Genomic DNA, 16,681 nt, shown 5'->3' with positions numbered 1-16,681 from the left:
GTCAATCGTCGGCTGGTGCCTCCTCCTCGGGGCCGTCGCCGGAGAGGTCGATCCCGGTGACGGCCGAGACGTTGTCGCCCTGCATCATCACGCCGATGGCGCGCTCGGAGCGCTCCAGCAGGGCCGAGCGGTGCGAGACGACCACGAACTGCGCGTCGCCGGCGAGTTCGTCGACCAGTTCCCCGACCAGTTCGGCGTTGGCCGCATCGAGGAAGGCGTCGACCTCGTCCAGTGCGTAGAACGGTGCCGGGTTGTGCCGCTGGATGGCGAAGATAAAGGCCAGCGCCGTCAGGGACTTCTCCCCGCCGGACATGGCGTTGAGCCGCTGGATGGGCTTGTCGCCGGGCTGGGCCTTCATGGTCAGGCCGCCCTCGAAGGGGTCGTCCTCGTCCTCCAGGTGGAGGTGACCGGTGCCGTTCGAGAGCCGCTCGAAGATCTCCTGGAACTGTTCGTTGATGGCGTCGAACGACTCCATGAACGTCTCCTTCTTGCGGGCCTCGTAGGTGTCGATGCGGTCGCGGATGCCGTCGGCCTCCTCGACGAGCGTCTCGCGTTTCTCCTCCAGATCGTCCAGGTCGGCCGCGACGTCGTCGTACTCGTCGATAGCGCGCATGTTGACCGGCTCTAAGGCCTCCATCTCGCCGACGAGGCGCTCGATCTCGGCCTCGACGGTGTCGTGGTCGGGGACATCCTCGGGGTCGTAGTCGCCGACCTGCGCTTCGAGTTCGTCGATCTCCCACTCCAGACGGTTCTGGTCCTCACGGGCGTCTTCCAGGTCGCGCTCGACGTCGCCGACCTCGGCCTGCTGCTCGTCGCGGGACTCCTTGGCAACCGAGAGGTCCTCGCGCAGATCCTCTCGCTCGGCCTTGAGGTCGGCCAGTTCTTCTTCGAGGTCCGCGATCTTCGCCTCCTTCTCGGCTTTGAGCGCCTGTTTGTCTGCGACCTGTTCCTCGAACTCCTCGATGCGTTCTTCCTGTTCGGCCTTGCGGTTCTGGGCGGCCTCGATGTCGTCGTGGAGGTCCTCGACGGCGTCCTCGGCGTACTGTTTCTCCAGTTCGAGTTCGTTACGCGTCCCGTCCAGGTCGTCCAGCCGGTCCTCCAGATCGTCGATCTCGGCCTGGATGGCCTCGCGCTCGTCTGTCAGGGCCGGCAGTTCGGAGTCCTGGACCTCCGCTTCCAGGTCCTCGATCTCGGCCTCGACGGCGTCGATCTCCTCGTCTTTGTCCGCGATCTCGGCCTCCAGTTCGTCCATCTCGTCGGCGACGTTGGCCCGCTCGGCGGCTATCTCGGCCAGTTCCGTGTCCAGTTCCGCGATGCGGTCCTCGGTGTCGTCGAGCGCCTCCCGCTTGCGTTCGATCTGGGCCTCGATGTCACGGACCTGCTCGGTCGCGTCTGACTCGCGGTCACGCGCGTCGTCGAGGCGCCCTTCGACGTCCCGGAGGTCGCTGCGGACGCTCTCGCGTTCGTCCTCCAGATCGGTGATCCGCTGGGCGACGCGTTCGAGTTTGCCCGCACCGCCGGAGAAGGAGAACCGCGTCCCCGAGGACGACCCTCCGGTCATCGCGCCGCTCTTCTCGACGAGGTCGCCCTCCAGGGTCACCATCCGGTAGTCGCCGATGAGGTCCCGGGCGGTGTCCATGTCGTCGACGATGACGGTATCACCCAGGACGTACGCGAAGATACCGGCGTACTCCGAGTCGAAGTCGACCAGATTGTACGCGAAGTCGACGACGCCGTCGTGGCTCGGCAACGAGGGGAGCGACCGGCGCTGCATCTTCGTGATCGGCAGGAACGTCGCACGGCCGGCGTTGCGCGATTTCAGGTAGTCGATACACTGCTGGCCGACGCCGTCGTCGTCGACGACGACGTGGGCGAGTCGCCCGCCAGCGGCCGTCTCACAGGCCGTCGCGTACTCGGGGTCGACGCCGCCGAGTTGCCCGACGGTGCCGTGGACCCCCTCGAAGTCGTTGTTCAAGATGGTCGTTACCGCGCGGCCGTACGAGGAGTCGCCCTCCTGGCCGGCCTTCGCTTCGAGTTCGGCGTACTCCTGCTGTTTCGCGCTGATCTCGTCTTCCAGTTCGTCCAGGTCCGACTGAAGTTCGCGCTTCTCCGCCCGCAGGTCGTCGACCACCTCGCCGATGGTCGCCTTGTTCTTTCGAGCCTTCTCCAGTTCGGTCTCTAAGTCCTCGATGTCGGCCTCCAGTTCGGGGATGCGCTGTTCGCACTCCTCGATCTGGGCGCGCTTCTCGTCTTCCTCGTTGGAGCGCCGGCGGGCCTCGTCGAGCAGGCGATCCTGCTCGCGCTGGAGGTCGTTGTGCTCGCTCTTGAGCGTCTCCAGTCGGTCGCGTTTGGCTTCGAGTTCGTCTTTGACCTCCTCGAACTCCTCGCCGACGGCGTCGATGCGCTCCTGAACGTCGGCCAGTTCGGTCTCTTTCTCGGCGATGTCGGCCTTGACGTTGGACTGTTCGACCTTCGTCTCGCGGATCTGGCTCTCCAGGTCGTCGATGGTCTCCTGTTTGCGGTCGATCTGGACGAACGCCTGTCGGCGCTTGTTCTCGGCCTCCTCGACGGCCTCCTCGGCGGCCTCGACCTTGTCCTCGAAGCGGGCGATGTCGCCCTTGATCTCCTCGATGTCGCGCTTGATGGCGAGCTGTTCGTCCTCGCCCTTGCGTTCGATCTCCTGATTCAGCGCCTGGAGTTCGTCTTCGAGCCGGACGACCTTCCCCTGGCGCTCGTCGAGTTCGGCCTGGAGCTCCGCGAGTTCGGCCTCCAGATCGTCGATCTCGGCCTCGACGGCGTCCAGTTCGGCGCGTTTGTCCTCCAGTTCGGCTGCCTTGCGGTAGCCCTCGTACTCCTCTTTCTCTTCACGCAGCGACTGGTACGCCAGGGCCGTCTCGCGTTCGTCTTCCAGTTGGTCGAGGCGGTCCTGTTTCTCCTCGATGCGGAGTTCGGCCTCGTCGATGCGTTCCTGGACGGTCTCCAGTTCCTCGAAGGCGTCCTCCTTCTTGGCGTCGAACTGGGCGACACCGGCGATCTCGTCGATGATCTCCCGACGGGAGCCGGCGGTCATGTTGATGATCTCGGTGACGTCGCCCTGCATGACGACGTTGTATCCCTCCGGAGTCACGCCAGCCTGTGCGAGCAGGTCCTGGATGTCCGAGAGGTTGACCGAGCGGCCGTTGATGTAGTAGTAGGAGTAGTAGTTGTCCTCGGTCTGTTTCACCCGGCGTTTGATCGCGATCTCGTCGACGTCGCCGACGTCCTCGGTGCCGGCGGCGTTGACGACCTGGGACCGGGAGAGCGTGCGGTCCTCGTTGGCGAGGATGACCTCGCAACTGGCCTGACGCTCGCCCGAGACCTCGGCGTCCTCGTCGGCGTGGCCGGGGTTGTAGATGAGGTCGGTCAGCTTCTCGGCCCGGATGCCCGACGTTCGGGCCAGGCCGAGCGTGAAGAGGACGGCGTCGATGATGTTGGACTTTCCAGAGCCGTTCGGACCGCTGATGGTAGTGAAGTCGTCGTAAAACGGGATTCGGGTCTTCCGACCGAAGCTCTTGAAGTTGTCCAGAACGAGCTCTTTGATGTGCATGCGGTGTGGTAGGCCGGGTCCCTACGCGACGATGATGTCCGACTCGGACTCCTCGGTGGACTCGGCGTCGGCGGGCACCTCGGCTCCCTCCTCGGCCGGTTCCTCGGGGGCCTCGGTGTTAGGTGTATCGGCCGGGGCCGCGGCCTCCGCGTCGACCTCCTCCTCGACGTCGGATTGCTGACTGGCGATGGGGCCCACTTCCCCGTCGACGGCGTTCTCCATTTCGCGCAGACGGACCTTGCACTCGACGAGTTCGTCGGTGAGTCCTTCCACGGATGCTTCCAGTTCCTGGACGCGTGCTTCCAGTTCCGCGACGCGATTGTCGCTCATATCAACACACGTTCCGGCCTGGCCACTTATACCTACGTCAGACAATATCATGGATTCTGACAACTACCGGACTAGTCGCTCCCATCTTCGCGCTCGCACGTGGTCGTTAGTCTTTAGCCACCCGACACCGAACGGCGGGTAATGACTGCACAAGCCGCCGAGTCCCGCGAACTCGCGGCCGTCATCGGGCTGGAGGTCCACGTCCAGCTGGAGACGGACACGAAGATCTTCTGTGGCTGTTCGACTGCGCCGACCGACGAGCCCAACACCCACACCTGCCCGGTGTGTCTCGGGCTCCCCGGTGCGCTGCCGGTCGTCAACGAGGGCGCCGTCGAGGCCGCCGTGAAGGTGGGGAAGGCCATCGACGCCGACGTCCCCGAGGAGACGACGTTCCACCGCAAGAACTACTACTACCCCGACCTGCCCAAGAACTTCCAGATCACGCAGTACGACGCACCGATCTGCCAGGACGGCGAACTCGCCTTCGCCGTCGAAGGCGACCGCCGGGCCGTCGACATCCGGCGGGCCCACCTCGAAGAGGACCCCGGCTCGATCAAGCACGTCCGCGAGGGCACCGGCCCACTGGAGTCCCGGACGTGCTCGATCGACCGAGCCGACTACACGCTGATCGACTACAACCGCGCCGGCACGCCGTTGATGGAGATCGTCACGGAACCGGACTTCCGGGCACCTGGCGAGGTCCGAGCGTTCCTGGAGAAACTGGAGGAGGTACTCGAATATCTGGGCGTCTTCGACCCCAGCCGCGACGGCAGTCTCCGCATCGACGCGAACCTCTCGATGGTCGACGCCGAGGAGGTCGGCGACGAGGGCGACATCGACGAGTCGGTCCTGGAAGACGCCAACCGCACCGAGGTCAAGAACATCTCCAGCCACAAGGGCGCCGAACAGGCGCTCTCGTTCGAGGCCTCGCGCCAGCGGAAGCTCATCCAGTCCGGTCGCGCGGTCGAGCAGGAGACCCGCCACTTCAACGAGACCCACGGCAACACGGTCTCGATGCGCTCGAAGGAAGAGGAGAAGGACTACCGCTACTTCCGTGAGGCCGACCTCCCGCCGCTGCGGGTCGACCACTGGAAGGCGGAACTGTCGATCCCGGAACTGCCCGACGCCCGCCGCGAACGGTTCGTCGCGGAGTACGACCTCAGCGAGGAGGCCGCCTCGAAGCTCACCTCGACGAAACAGGTCGCGGACTTCTTCGAGAACGTCGCCGAGCGGTTCGACGCCGACCTGGCGGCGACCTGGGTCGCCGACAACCTGCTTGGCGAACTGAACTACCGCGACCTGGCGATCACCGACGTCGACGACCGCTTCGACGACGTGATGCGCCTGGTCGAACTGGTCGCCGACGACGAGATCACGGCCAAGAACGCCCGCGAGACGGTCCTCCGGGGGATGCTCGACGACGGTGCCGCGCCAGACGACATCGTCGAGCGCGAGGGCCTCGGCAAGACCTCCGGCGACGCCGTCCAGGACGCCGTCGAGGCGGCTATCGAGGAGAACCCCGATGCCGTCCAGGACTTCCACGACGGCGAAGGCGGCGCCATCAACTTCCTGGTCGGACAGGTGATGCAGAAGACCGGCGGCAGTGCCGACCCCGGCGACGTCAACGAGCGGCTACGGGCCGAACTGGAAGCGTAGCGGTCGGCCGGGAGCGAGTGCCGCGACGGCAGTCGCGGCCGAGCGAAGACGGGGAAGGGCAGGGCTGTGTGTGAAGCATCCGGCGAGCGGAGCGAGCCGGTTCACCGAAAGACTCGCTGTGCTCGTCTTTCGAGCCCTGCGGTCGCGGTGCTCCCGCAGGACCCCGGAATCGAGGCCGCAGGCCGAGATTCCGGCCTTTTTCGCCCACGTTTTTGCGGTGAGTGGTCGCCTACGGCGACCCGAACCGCAAAAAGGTGGTCTCTAGTCGCTGGGACTCGACCCCGCCACCGTCGACCGCTGACCCTCCTCGACGCGGGGCGCCATCGCTGCCTCGGCGGTGGGCGAGAGGCTGTTCAGGACCGACCGGCCGTCGCGCTCGCGGTCGACGAGGCCGGCCTCCTGCAGGCGGTCGAGGTGGTGGGTGACGGTGCTGGGGTCCCGGTCGAGTTCGTCGGCCAGCGCCGACACCGAGGCCGGCCCGACGCTCGCGAGCGCACGGAGGACGTTCTCCGTGGCGTCGTCGGCCAGCGCCGCGGCGAGTTCGTCGGCCCGCTCGTCGCCGGGGAAGTAGCGCCGTTTGCCGCGGATCTTCACCGGTGTGACGTGCGCCTCGCGTTCGAGGACCTTGAGGTGGTAGCGGACGGTACTCAGTGAGGCGTCGCTGGCGTCGGCCAGTTCCGAGAGGTACGCGCCGGGGTTGTCCTCGATAGCCGACGCCAGTTCCGCGCGCGTCTCGTGCTCCAGCGTGTCGCCGGAGTGCAGCGCGTAGCCGGCCAGGCCCAGGAACCGCCAGAGCCGGTCGACGACGTCGCGGTAGGCGGCCCGGACGAGTGGGACGCTGGACTGGGCCACGCCGCTGGCTGCCGTGGGGCTCCCACCGGTCGCGCCGACGTAGGCACGGCCCGCCGCACCGGCTGCCACGGTCGCACCGACGCCGACGGCGACGGTCTTCCCGTCCGGCGTCGGCATCTCACCCCCGAGTCCCGGCGGCTCGGACCCACTGGCCGCCCCGGCGGAAGCGTTGGCTGCGGTCCCGGACGCGTTCGCAGCCGAGGCGTTGGCCGCCCGTGGCGCGGTGCTGTTGGCGTTCGTCCGGGGCGTCGCCTGGGCCTGGCCGGGCGTCGACGCCTGGTTCGCAGGCGCAGTCGCGTTCGCCAGCGTCGATTCGGCGGACTTGCTGGCCGACTCCGTCGTGTCCGCGGCGTTCTCGGCTGCATCGCCGACTGTCTCACTGGTGTTCGCTGTGGCGTCGGCGGCGGTTTCGGCGGTATCGTCGACCGCTTCGGTGGTGTCGCTGACTGTCTCCGTCGTGTTCTGGGTGGTGTCGTCTACCGTCTCCGTGGTGTCGCTGACCGTCGACGTTGTATTCTCTGTCGGATCCACGGCGTTCTCGGTCGTATCACTGACCGCCTCGGTCGTGTTCTCCGTCGTCTCGGAAACCCCGTCTGTCGTGTTCCTGGCCGTGGTGTCGTCCCCGGAGACGACGCCGTCGTCCGCGACCTGGTGCTGCGTCACACCGCTCCCGCCCACCGTCGCTGCCGCTCCGAGACCCGAAGCGAGCAACAGACAGCAGACGAGCCCGACCGCGAGGGCGATGGTCGACCGAGTCATCGACTGGTCCTGTCGACGGCTAGTTTCCCAGAGAGACGCAAGTATCTTGTGCCCGACCGCGCGCGATTTAAGTACCCATCGTAATTCAGAGATCGTGCCCAAGAGATCATCTATCACCCTATTTCCTACCTTTGGACGGTTTTGTCAGAAACTCCTTTTAATAATCCCCCTTCCATCCGAGTGGACGATGATTGGACGAACCACACTGACAGTCGTGATGGCAGTGCTGCTGGCGACGGCCGGTATCGCGCCGGCGGCCGCGGCCAGCGGCGACGCGAGTAGTACAGCCAGCGAGTCGCTGACCGTGACGGTCCACACCATGGCGAACGAGACCGTGGTGACCGTCGAAGCTGACGGCGAGGCCGTCTCGAACGCGTCCGTGGAGATCGACGCCGTCGGCGACGCCGACGTCGCCGCAGAGGGCGAGTACGAGACCGACGCCGAGGGACAGATCCGTGTCCCCACGCCCGGGACCACCGCGGCCGTCGACGTCGAGCTCGAAAGTAAGCATGTCGACGCAGAGGGTGTCGTCACCCTCGCCGGCGAGGTGGCCGCCGAGCGGACGATGACGGTCACCGTCGACGTCGAGACCGACTCGGACGCCCGCGCGACCGAGAACAACGAGACTGCCGAAGAGGAGTCCGCAAACGAGAGCGAGCAGCCCATGCCGACCGACGACGACAGCGAGTCCAGCGAGCAGAACCAGTCCGCGGCCGACCGGTCCGGCGACAACGGGAACGGCTTCGACGCCAGTGTCGTCATCGACATGGTCGTCGAACTGTTCGCCGGCGGCCCCGGTGAGCCCGCAGCGCCCGCAAACGAGAACGCACAGGGCAACAACGCCAGCGACCGCGGTAGCCAGGGTAACGCTTCCCAGTCCCAGGCCGACAACGGCAACGCTGGCAGCGACAACGCGGCCGATTCGGCTGCCGAGGCCCGGGCGACCGCGAACGCCAGCGCCAACGCGGACGTGAACGCGACCGCGAACGCCGACGCCAACGCGGCCGTCCACGTCGACGGTGACGCGGACGCCGATAGTGATGCCGATGCGGACGCCGAGAGCAAATCGAACGCGACCGCCGAGTCGGACGCCGACGCCCAGACGACCATCGACGCGGAGACGACGGCCAGTGCCGAGGGCAATGCGTCCGCGAACGGTACTGCGAGCGGCATCGTCGGCCTGTAAATCGATCGGCAATCCAGCAGTTGCAGTGGTAGCGCCCACCTGAACCCGTATTCCCCCACTTCGGCCCGCTCGTTCTTTCAGCAGTACCAGTCCAGCAGAAGACATTTAGTAGTGCTTCCGGCAGCTATCGGTATGCCCCCTGAACCCTCCCGCCGAGCTCTCCTCGGCAGTGTCGCCGGCCTGTGTGCCGGACTCGGTGGCTGTCTCGACGGCACGTTCCAGGCCCCCGAGACCGGCGCGCCGGCTACCAGCGACCAGTCGACGACTCCCACCACCGACAGTTCCGACAGTGTCACCCCGCAGCTAGGCGCCGTCTGGGTGACCGACAGCGTCGCTCACGTCGCCAACGTCGACAGCCTCGTGGTCACCGGCGCACCCGACGGCTATCAGTTCGTCTTCGCCAGCTACCGCGACGACAGCACCATCCATCCCGAGCGGTTCGCGCTCCGAGTCGACAGCACCCAGTACGCCCCCGAACGGCCGAAGGGGTCGTACGTCAATTTCGACGCCATCGCCAGAACGAGCGACGGGGTGGACGACGACGAGACGGTCACCGGGTTCGTCGTTCCGGTGCGGGACACCATCGACCGGGCGACGCTCGCCTACCGCGGACAGCCGATCCACGAACTCGGTCGATCGGCGCGGCAGCGCCTGACCGGCGATCCGGCCTTCGAGGTCCGACAGTTCTCCCTTCCAGGGCGGGTCCAGCCGACCGAGACGCTCGTCGCTGACCTCACCGTGGCGAACGTCGGCACTCGGGACGGGACGTTCCGGGCGACGGTCCCACATTTCACGGTGTATCCGACGGTCGTCGAGCACGAGGTTCCAGCCGACGAGGAGCGACAGTTCACGACAGAGATTGCCTGGGGGGCCAGCGAGACGCCGATGCAACGATCCGCCGGCGAGGAACTGACGGTGGAGTTGTCCTGGCCCGGCGGAACACGGGCCGCGACAGTATTCGTCGAAGAGACGACGGCCGAGAGTTAGTTCTCGGCCGACTCTCCGGCCTCGGCGTCGGCGGACCCGGTGTCGCGTTCGCCCTGGTCGGGGATGATCGCCGGGTCTTTCCACAGCAGAGTCACGAAGATAGCGACGCCCAAGAACTCGATCGTCTTGATCGCCGACTCGACCGGTTCGGTGACGAAGTGGTCCAGGATGAGCACGAGGAGGCTCCCACCGTGGTGGCCGGTGCCGCCCCCAGCAGCCTCGAAGCCGTCGACGAGGAACGCGCCGTGGCCGGTCGCGTGCCAGAACACCCAGGCACCGATCGAACCCACGAGCATGACCATCCCCGCGAGATAGGCGTTGCGGAGGGTGACGAGGCGTCGCGTGACGAGATACGGCCCAGCGAGCAACACCGCGGCGAACGCGACGAAGAAGAAGGGGCGCGGGTCCGGCGGGAGCCCCCGGAGGAACAGCCCCTCGGCGGCCTGAAGGTAGACGATGCTGCGGGGGAGCCCCCACCAGAGGTGGAACGCCGCCGTCGCGAACACCAGTGCCGCCCCGGCCGCGCGAAGTACCTTGACGTACCGACTGTCCATGCGCCTGCTCGGAGCCACGGCGACAAGAGGCCATCGGAGTTGGTGGGTGACCAGCCCGCCAGTACGGGGCCGTCTCGACTCAAAAGCGTTAATCCGCGGGCTGTCCGAGACGGGGGTGTGCTTCCCGCCGACCGCTCCCGAGCGACCGTCGCTCGGTTCGTCGTCGCCCTCCTCGTCGTCTCGCTGTTCGCACCGATGGCAATCAGCGCCGTGACCGCCGACCAGGAGCAGGCCTCGACGCTCAAACGCGGTACCGTCACGTCCCCGGCCGAGGGAACGACCGTCGTCAGTACGCAGGGGTATACCTTCCGGGGGAACACGAACCCCAAGAAACCGGCCCGGCTGGTAGCGGTCGACGAGCGCGGCCGTCACGAGTGGACCTACACGAGCAGGGTGGGGACCGACGCATGGTTCTTCGACGTCGACCCGCTCCCCAACGGGAACCTGCTCGTTGTCTCGCCGCGGGACGGGAAGACGCTGGTGTACGAACTCGATCCCGAGACGAAGGAACGCCAGTGGGAGCGCCTCCTCCCGTACAAGGACACCCACGACGTGGACATGCTGAACGACACCGCACTGGCGATCTCGCACATGCGAGCCTGGAACGAGAGCGAGGGCGTCTCCAACGACGAACTCCTCGTCTACAACCTGACGACCGACTCGGTGACCTGGCGGTGGCGGTACCGGGACCATTACCCGGACAGCACCGACGGGGGCCAGAGCCCGGACTGGACCCACAGCAACGACATCGATCCGGTGGGTGAGGACAAGTTCCTGGCCTCGCCGCGGAACTTCGACCAGGTCATCCTCGTCAACCGGACGACCAAAGAGATCGAACTGCGATTGGGCGAGGACGACGATCACTCGATCCTCAACGAGCAGCACAACCCCGACTTCCTGCGAGGAGAGGGCGGGACACCGACCATCCTGGTCGCCGACAGCCACAACGACCGGGTCGTCGAGTACGCCTACACGAACGGGACCTGGACACTGACCTGGGAGGTCGGCACGGGCCAGTTGAACTGGCCGCGTGACGCCGATCGGCTCCCCAACGGCAACACGCTCATCACCGACACGCTGAACCACCGGGTCATCGAAGTCACCCCGACCGGCGAGGTGGTCTGGGAGTACTACGCCACCTGGGGCCCCTACGACGCCGAGCGTGTCGCCCACGGTGACGGGTCGAACGGCCCCACCATCCGCGAGCAGGACGCTACGGGCAGCTACAAGATCACCGGGAGTGCGAACCTCACCGCCGGGAGCAACCAGACAGCCTCCGTCGATACGTTCATCGAGGCGACGTTCGCAGAGACGCCGCTGGAGGGTTCCGCGATCAAGGTCGGGGCCCTCTGGGGCCACTACACGCCCTGGTTGCGTCCGGTATGGATGAGCGGCTGGGACCTCTTCTACGCGCTGCTGGCCGGCCTCCTCCTCGTCGGGTGGGCTCTCACAGAGGGAGTCCGATACGGGCGAAGGCGCCTCGGCGACCGGTAGGAATCCATCTGGGCAGAGGCACCCTCGATACACCTCTCGCACGCGTACGCGAGCGGGCGCAGACGCCGCGCACACCCGCGCTGTCCATCGATTTCGCCCGAAACACTTTAGAACAGCTCCGGGCCTATCTGGACCAATGACAACAGCAGGTGGTGTCCGATGGAACTGATAATCACCGAGAAGGACAACGCCGCACGCCGCATCGCGGAGATCCTCTCGGAGGGGAGTGCGTCCGCCGAGCGACGCAACGGTGTCAATGTCTACCGATGGGGCGACAAGCGCGTCGTCGGCCTCTCGGGCCACGTTGTCGGCGTCGACTTCCCCCCGGAGTACAGCGACTGGCGCGACGTCGAACCGGTCGAACTCATCTCGGCCGACGTGACCAAGGAACCGACCCAGGAGAACATCGTGACGACCCTCAAGCAGTTGGCCCGCCGCGCCGACGAGGCCGTCATCGCGACCGACTACGACCGTGAGGGGGAACTCATCGGCAAGGAAGCCTACGAACTCATCCGCGAGGAGACCGACGTTCCGGTCAGCCGCGTCCGCTTCTCCTCGATCACCGACCGGGAGGTCCGCGAGGCGTTCGCCGACCCCGACGACATCGACTTCGACCTCGCCGCCGCCGGCGAGGCCCGCCAGATCATCGACCTCGTGTGGGGGGCCGCACTCACCCGCTTCCTCTCGCTGTCGGCCCGCCAGCTCGGCGACGACTTCATCTCCGTCGGCCGCGTGCAGTCGCCGACGCTGAAGCTCATCGTCGACCGCGAACGCGAGATTCAGGCGTTCGAGCCCGAAGACTACTGGGAACTGTTCGCCGACCTCCAGAAGGACGACATCGCCTTCGAGGCCCAGTACTTCTACGACGACGACGGCACCGAGGCCGAACGCGTCTGGGACGAGAGCGCCGCCGAAGCCGCCTACGCCGACCTCCGGAGCGTCGGCGCGGCGACCGTCACGAGCGTCCGACGCCGAACCCGTACCGACAGCCCGCCCACGCCGTTCAACACCACCGCGTTCATCTCGGCGGCCGGCTCGCTGGGCTACTCCGCCCAGCGCGCGATGTCCATCGCCGAGGAACTGTACACCGCCGGCTACGTCACCTATCCCCGGACCGACAACACGGTCTATCCGGAGGACCTCGAACCCGACGCGCTGCTCGACGAGTTCGTCGGGTCGGCGTTCGGCGAGGACGCGGAGTCCCTGCTCGAACAGGACGATATCGTCCCGACGGAGGGCGACAAGGAGACCACCGACCACCCGCCGATCCACCCGACAGGTGAGCTACCCTCGAAGGCAGATCTCTCGGAGGACGAATGGGAGGTCTACGAACTCGTCGTGCGACGGTTCTTCGCGACGGTCGCCGAAGCCGCCACCTGGGAGCACCTGCGCGTCGTCGCCGAGGCCGCGGGCCGCTCGCTGAAGGCCAACGGCAAGCGCCTGGTCGAAGCGGGCTACCACGCCGTCTACCCGTACTCCAGTGCCAGCGAGAACCACGTCCCCGACGTCGAAGAGGGCGAGGAACTTGCGATGAGCGAGGTCCGGATGGAAGACAAACAGACCCAGCCACCGCGCCGGTACGGCCAGTCGCGGCTCATCCAGACCATGGAGGAGCATGGGGTCGGGACGAAGTCGACCCGACACAATACCCTCGAAAAGCTGTACGACAGGGGCTACATCGAGGGCGACCCGCCGCGGCCGACGACGCTGGCGATGGCCGTCGTCGAGGCCGCCGAGGAGTTCGCCGACCACGTCGTCAGCGAGGAGATGACCGCCCAGCTGGAGCGGGACATGACCCGTATCGCCAACGGAGAGGTGACACTCGACGAGGTCACCGACGAGTCCCGCGAGATGCTCGAACGCGTCTTCGAGGAGTTGCGTGAGTCCCGCGAGGACATCGGCGACCACCTCCAGGAGTCCCTGAAGGCCGACAAGACGCTGGGACCGTGTCCCGAATGTGGCGAGGACCTCCTGCTCCGCCGGTCGCGCCAGGGCTCGTACTTCGTCGGCTGTGACGGCTTCCCCGAGTGTCGCAACACACTCCCACTCCCCTCGACGGGCGACCCACTCGTCCTGGAGGAGGTCTGCGAGGACCACGACATGCATCACGTGAAGATGCTGGCCGGCCGGGACACGTTCGTCCACGGCTGCCCCCGCTGTGAGGCCGAGGCCGCCGACGAGAGCGAGGACGAGGTCATCGGCCCCTGCCCCGAGTGCCACGACGAGGAGGGCGGCGAACTCGCCATCAAGCACCTCCGTTCCGGGTCGCGGCTCGTGGGCTGTACGCGCTATCCCGACTGTGACTACTCGCTGCCGCTGCCGCGCAACGGCGACATCGAGGTCACCGACACCTTCTGCGAGGACCACGACCTCCCGGAACTCGTGGTCGACCCCGACAGCGACGACCCCTGGGAACTGGGCTGTCCGATCTGTAACTACGAGGAGTACAAGGCCCGCAACGCCGTCGAGGACCTCGAAGATCTGAACGGCATCGGCGGGGCGACCGCCGAGAAGCTGGAGGCCGCCGGCGTCGCCGACCTCGACGCCCTCCGCGAGGCCGACCCCGACACCGTCGCGACCGAAGTCCAGGGCGTCAGTGCGAGCCAGGTCCGCGAGTGGCAGAGCGAACTCGAGGCGTAAGACCACTTTTTACTTCGTCGGGTTCGCGTCGCCGCTTCGCGGCGCGCGAACCGCTCCTTGTAAAAACATGGGGAAAAACTGCTCGGCCTCGTTACACTCGGCCGAGTGAACCGGCTCGCTCCGCTCGCCGGATGCTTCACACACAGCCCTGCCGGCAACCACTTTTTCCGCTTCGGGTGGCCTCGCTGCGCTCGGCCACCGCTCGCGCAAAAACGTGGGGAAAAAACGGGACCATCGCTTCGCTCGGTCCCGTGAAACCGCTCGCTCCGCTCGCGGTATGCTCCCGGCACAGCCCTGCCCTTCCCCGTCTTCGCTCGGCCGCGACTGCCGTCGCGGCACTCGCTCCTGGCCACCGCAACCGCCACCGCGACCGCGACCGCAACCGCCGCCTACAGCTGCAGGTGCGACGTCGAACTCGGGCCGTCGTCGTCGTCGATCCCGCCCTCGTGGTGGAACTCGTAGTCGTCGTCCGTCAGGAAGACCGTTCCGTGGCGCTCGGCGAGGGCGACGCCGGGGAGCGTGGTGCCAGCGGCCTCGCCGTTGTCACAGTCGCCCGAACAGGCGTCGAACAGCGAGCCGTGACGAGGACAGATCAGTTGCCCGTCCCGCATCGGCACGCCGCGGCCGGTGTCGAAGCGCTGCTGTTCGTGCGTGCAGGTGTTGACCCAGGCTTCGACGCCGTCCTCGCAGGGGACGACGACAATCTCCTCCAGGTCGCCGTAGGAATCGGTCGCGGTGAACAGGAACGACCCGTCCTCGTGGACGGCCTCGACGGTCGTCAACTGGTGCATAGCGTCGGCCTCGGGCGCCAGCGGCTAAGGCGTGCTGGTCACTCGACGAACGTCGGGTCCTCGCGCGACCAGTCCCACCGGAGATAGCGGAGCGTCGGACTGGAATCCGTCGGTATCTGTTCGTACCGCCGGAGGAACGCTCTCGTTCCGGCTCGCCCGCCGAAGTCGCCGGGGAACCACCGGAACACCCTCGGGACCTGCGCCACGTCCGCCGCTGGGTCGTAGGTCACTGTCTCGTCGAGATACGCCCGTGTCGCCAGGTCGAGTTGCTCGTCGACGAAGTCGGGTTCGTAGGCGCGGATCGCCGGACAACTCGCCGCACCGCAGTTCAGCGCGAAGTGGATCCGCGGGTCGGGGTCGGCCATTCGATAGCGGAGTTCGAAGCTGTCGGGCAGCAAGCGAGGGAGATAGCCCAGGCCGAACTTCGAGCGCGATCCCCGGAGGATGCCGTGCTCGATAGTATCCAGCCCGAGCGGGTGGTCGGCGACGGTCACCGCCGGCGCCCGGAAGAACCGCAGCGACCGAAGCGGGCTCTCGTAGAGGTCGGGCCGGCGGTCCAGCAGGACGTTCGTCCCCGCGTTGTAGCAGTTGAGCCAGAACGCCAGCGCTGTCGCTCGGTCCTCGCGAACCGTGTCGAGTGCCGTCTCGTCGAGCACTGCCAGCCGTTCCAGAAGGGGGTCTGGGTCGTCGCCCACGCGCGTCGCGACGAGCAGGTCCGCGGCCAGCGCCGTCGGCGTCGCCGCCTGGGGCTGCATACCGAACAGGAGGGCAGGCCCCTCGAAAAGGCTTGTGCGGGTGTGTTCGACCGTGGCCCGTCCACCGGAACTGCGACAGCCACCCCACGAACCAACCAGGCGCACGCTGTCTCGCGCGCCGTCGCGAGACGACACCGTGCGAGGGACGACGGAGTGACCGCAGGGAGCGACGGAGTCGGCTGGGGAGGGTGTGGCTGTCGTCGCGGGCGGGACTGAAAGGGGCCGGGGGCTTTCTGGCGGTGGACAGAGGAAGCAGACGAGGGGGATCTAGCGGACACGAGATGAGAGATACCAGAACGCCCGGCCCATCCGAAGCGGTTATGCCGACAGACGAACGTCACTGCGGTATGAGCGACTGGGCGGACTGGGACCACATCGTCAAGATCGACCCCGACAAGACGCTGGTCGACGGCGAGACATTCGAGGACGTGGCAGCGACCGGGACCGACGCCATCGAGGTCGGCGGCACCACCGGGATGACCGAGGAGAAGATGCAGCGGGTCGTCGAGGCCTGCGGGAAGTACGACATCCCCGTCTACATCGAACCATCCAATCCGGCGTCTGTCGTCCACAGCGACCGCCACGACGGCTATCTCGTCCCCGTCGTGATGAACGCCGGCGACGTGACCTGGATCACGGGCGCCCACAAGGAGTGGATCCGCATCGACGACGAGATCGACTGGTCACGGACCTTCACCGAGGCCTACATCGTGATGAACCCCGAGGCCTCCGTCGCGACCTACACACAGGCCAACTGCGATCTGGACGCCGAGGAGGTCGCGGCCTACGCCGAAGCGGCCGAACACCTGCTGGGCCAGGAGATCGTCTACGTCGAGTACTCGGGCACGCTCGGTGATCCAGAGGTCGTCGCTGCGGCCGCGGACGCCATCGACGACGCGACGCTGTTCTACGGCGGCGGGATCGGCGATTACGAGTCCGCCCGGACGATGGCCCAGTACGCCGACACCATCGTCGTCGGCGATCTAGTCCACGACGAGGGCGTCGAGGCCGTCCGCGAGACCGTCGAGGGGGCCAGAGACGCCCACGCGGCGACCGCCGACCGCTGACCGGTCACGCCAGCGACGCGAACC

Annotated in this window: 12 protein-coding genes; 6 read left to right on the top strand and 6 right to left on the bottom strand. The window is 66.9% G+C overall.

Annotated features, from left to right (window positions below):
• Position 1 precedes the first annotated feature (1 nt).
• Positions 2-3,586, bottom strand: coding sequence for a chromosome segregation protein SMC (gene smc / locus Hhyl2_RS01480; protein ID WP_483548938.1), 3,585 nt, complete (start codon positions 3,584-3,586; stop codon positions 2-4).
• A gap of 21 nt (positions 3,587-3,607) precedes the next feature.
• Positions 3,608-3,916, bottom strand: coding sequence for a DUF7518 family protein (locus Hhyl2_RS01475; protein WP_483548937.1), 309 nt, complete (start codon positions 3,914-3,916; stop codon positions 3,608-3,610).
• Between the two features lie 141 nt (positions 3,917-4,057).
• Between Hhyl2_RS01475 and gatB the strand changes: the two genes are divergently transcribed.
• On the top strand, positions 4,058-5,572 hold the full coding sequence (gene gatB, locus Hhyl2_RS01470; RefSeq protein ID WP_483548936.1) for an Asp-tRNA(Asn)/Glu-tRNA(Gln) amidotransferase subunit GatB: 1,515 nt from the start codon (positions 4,058-4,060) through the stop codon (positions 5,570-5,572).
• A gap of 261 nt (positions 5,573-5,833) precedes the next feature.
• Here gatB and Hhyl2_RS01465 read toward each other — a convergent pair whose 3' ends face one another.
• A complete protein-coding gene (locus tag Hhyl2_RS01465; RefSeq protein WP_483548935.1) occupies positions 5,834-7,183 on the bottom strand; it encodes a winged helix-turn-helix transcriptional regulator in 1,350 nt (449 codons plus the stop codon).
• A gap of 187 nt (positions 7,184-7,370) precedes the next feature.
• Here Hhyl2_RS01465 and Hhyl2_RS01460 point away from each other — a divergent pair, with 187 nt between their 5' ends.
• The gene (locus Hhyl2_RS01460; RefSeq protein WP_483548934.1) at positions 7,371-8,369 is read left to right on the top strand and encodes a hypothetical protein; all 999 of its coding nucleotides are present in this window, start codon (positions 7,371-7,373) and stop codon (positions 8,367-8,369) included.
• A gap of 132 nt (positions 8,370-8,501) precedes the next feature.
• Entirely contained in the window at positions 8,502-9,356 is an 855-nt protein-coding gene (locus Hhyl2_RS01455) for a hypothetical protein (RefSeq protein ID WP_483548933.1), read from the top strand.
• Here Hhyl2_RS01455 and Hhyl2_RS01450 read toward each other — a convergent pair.
• Positions 9,353-9,910: a hypothetical protein gene (locus tag Hhyl2_RS01450; protein WP_483548932.1), complete on the bottom strand. Its 558-nt coding sequence runs from the start codon at positions 9,908-9,910 to the stop codon at positions 9,353-9,355. The genes Hhyl2_RS01455 and Hhyl2_RS01450 overlap by 4 nt on opposite strands.
• 195 nt (positions 9,911-10,105) lie before the next feature.
• Here Hhyl2_RS01450 and Hhyl2_RS01445 point away from each other — a divergent pair, with 195 nt between their 5' ends.
• The gene (locus tag Hhyl2_RS01445; RefSeq protein ID WP_483550543.1) at positions 10,106-11,404 is read left to right on the top strand and encodes an aryl-sulfate sulfotransferase; all 1,299 of its coding nucleotides are present in this window, start codon (positions 10,106-10,108) and stop codon (positions 11,402-11,404) included.
• A 159-nt stretch (positions 11,405-11,563) separates the two neighbouring features.
• Positions 11,564-14,044, top strand: a complete 2,481-nt coding sequence (locus Hhyl2_RS01440; protein ID WP_483548931.1) for a DNA topoisomerase I — start codon at positions 11,564-11,566, stop codon at positions 14,042-14,044.
• 389 nt (positions 14,045-14,433) lie between these two features.
• On the opposite strand, the gene Hhyl2_RS01435 is transcribed toward Hhyl2_RS01440, so the two are convergent.
• Positions 14,434-14,835, bottom strand: coding sequence for a Rieske (2Fe-2S) protein (locus tag Hhyl2_RS01435; RefSeq protein WP_483548930.1), 402 nt, complete (start codon positions 14,833-14,835; stop codon positions 14,434-14,436).
• A gap of 38 nt (positions 14,836-14,873) precedes the next feature.
• Entirely contained in the window at positions 14,874-15,590 is a 717-nt protein-coding gene (locus tag Hhyl2_RS01430; protein ID WP_483548929.1) for a DUF547 domain-containing protein, read from the bottom strand.
• Positions 15,591-15,937: 347 nt separating this feature from the next.
• Between Hhyl2_RS01430 and Hhyl2_RS01425 the strand changes: the two genes are divergently transcribed.
• Positions 15,938-16,657, top strand: a complete 720-nt coding sequence (locus Hhyl2_RS01425) for a phosphoglycerol geranylgeranyltransferase (RefSeq protein WP_483548928.1) — start codon at positions 15,938-15,940, stop codon at positions 16,655-16,657.
• Positions 16,658-16,681 lie beyond the last annotated feature (24 nt).

The organism is Haloarcula sp. H-hyl2, from assembly GCF_056934385.1.
Note: the sequence above shows the minus strand (reverse complement) of the source record. Positions and strands in the feature narration are given on the sequence as shown.